Annotated in this window: 3 protein-coding genes; all 3 read left to right on the top strand. The window is 27.5% G+C overall.

Features of this window, described 5'->3' with window-relative positions; all coding sequences use genetic code 11:
* Positions 1–344 (top strand): hypothetical protein (locus BMY79_RS12325; protein WP_207645462.1); only part of this gene is annotated, 344 nt, incomplete at its 5' end.
* 189 nt (positions 345–533) lie between these two features.
* On the top strand, positions 534–977 hold the full coding sequence (locus BMY79_RS11530) for a hypothetical protein (RefSeq protein WP_074731016.1): 444 nt from the start codon (positions 534–536) through the stop codon (positions 975–977).
* Between the two features lie 8 nt (positions 978–985).
* Positions 986–1,464, top strand: a 479-nt coding sequence (locus tag BMY79_RS11525) for a hypothetical protein (RefSeq protein ID WP_143065861.1), incomplete at its 3' end; no start/stop codon positions are given.

Genomic DNA, 1,464 nt, shown 5'->3' with positions numbered 1-1,464 from the left:
TAAAAAGTTCAGATGAGTTAGCAAGTTACTTCTTACCAGAAGGACAAAAAATAAGTTATGGAGATGGAATTGAATTTTCTAAAAAGATATCGAATAATTTAAAAAAAGTTGTAAAAGCAAAAAGCTTAGAGGAATACTATAATAATTTACCAGAAGAGGAATTAGAAGTGATGGACAAAAAAAACATATGGGGGGAGAAAATTGATCGACAAAAACATATAATAAAGGTTGTAAAAGCAAAAAGCTTAGAGGAATACTATAATAATTTACCAGAAGAGGAATTAGAAGTGATGGAGAATCTTACTAAACATTATATAGGTGATATATATATATCATGCAGTTAAATAATATGTTAATGACCAAGTAATCTTGTTGGTAAGGACTGTTTTTTTGATGTATATTTTCGCAAAAAGAAAACCACCAACTGTTGGTGTTGGTCATTGTTATTCAAACTTAATATAGTGCATTTGAATTTCAAATTCAGAGAAGATTGATTTTGCTGAAGAAAAACACATGAATAAAGGAGACCAGCTATGAAAAGAAAACTAAAACTAAGCACTAATGCAAAAGTGTATCTTGCAGCAATAGTGTTAATGTTACTATTTGGAGTTAAATATTTAAATGATCACCAGAAATATGCAAGATATATGATGGATAAAATAATCTATACAAAAACTGATGAAAAAAATTCATTTAAGCCAAATCTAAATAAGTTAGATTTAGTTGAGAGAAGTACAACACCAGATGATAGTGTATGTATTGTAAGTGATATAACTAATAATCAGAAAAAGGAATTAGATGATTATCAAAAGTGTTTTGTAGTATCGGATAAGTGGTCAAGTTATAGAAAATGGTTTGACATGAGTTTCTTTGATTACATTCAAAGAAGATCTTCGAATATGTTTACACAAATTTCTTTTACATATAATAAACCCATTTTTTTGCAAAAAAAGATGGTTATAGAAAGAAAAAAATAGAATATGAAGTGGAAGATTATGGGGATAACTTTGCTTCTAAATTAACAAGCATTAAGTTACAGACTTATGATATTGATAAAAAAAAGATAGTAAATGATAAGGAATTAATCAGTAATTATTTAGTGGATAATATAGAAGAACCTCTTTTATATATTTGTCCTAAAAAATTAAGATTGGCTAGATTGGACGAAAAGGGACAAGCAAGTGCATTACTTGTTAGAACGGGGCATAATAATCTTAATTATGAGTATATTGGAAAAAATGGAATATTTAATAAGGAAGAAGTAAGAAGTGGGGAAAATTTTTATGTAGATTTTGGACCACGAAAGAATTGGATGGATTCTTTTGATTTCTTAAAGTTGTTGAAGGAAAATGGAATAAATACAAAAGGGGTTTTTTATATGCAAAATCATGCTGATTATAATGATGTTGATTTTATAATTAGAACAGAAAGTTTGCCAAAGAAAGATGCTTACTTGTATAAAGT

Origin of the sequence: Lachnobacterium bovis, from assembly GCF_900111325.1 — a bacterium.
Classification (GTDB): domain Bacteria; phylum Bacillota; class Clostridia; order Lachnospirales; family Lachnospiraceae; genus Roseburia; species Roseburia bovis_A.
Note: the sequence above shows the minus strand (reverse complement) of the source record. Positions and strands in the feature narration are given on the sequence as shown.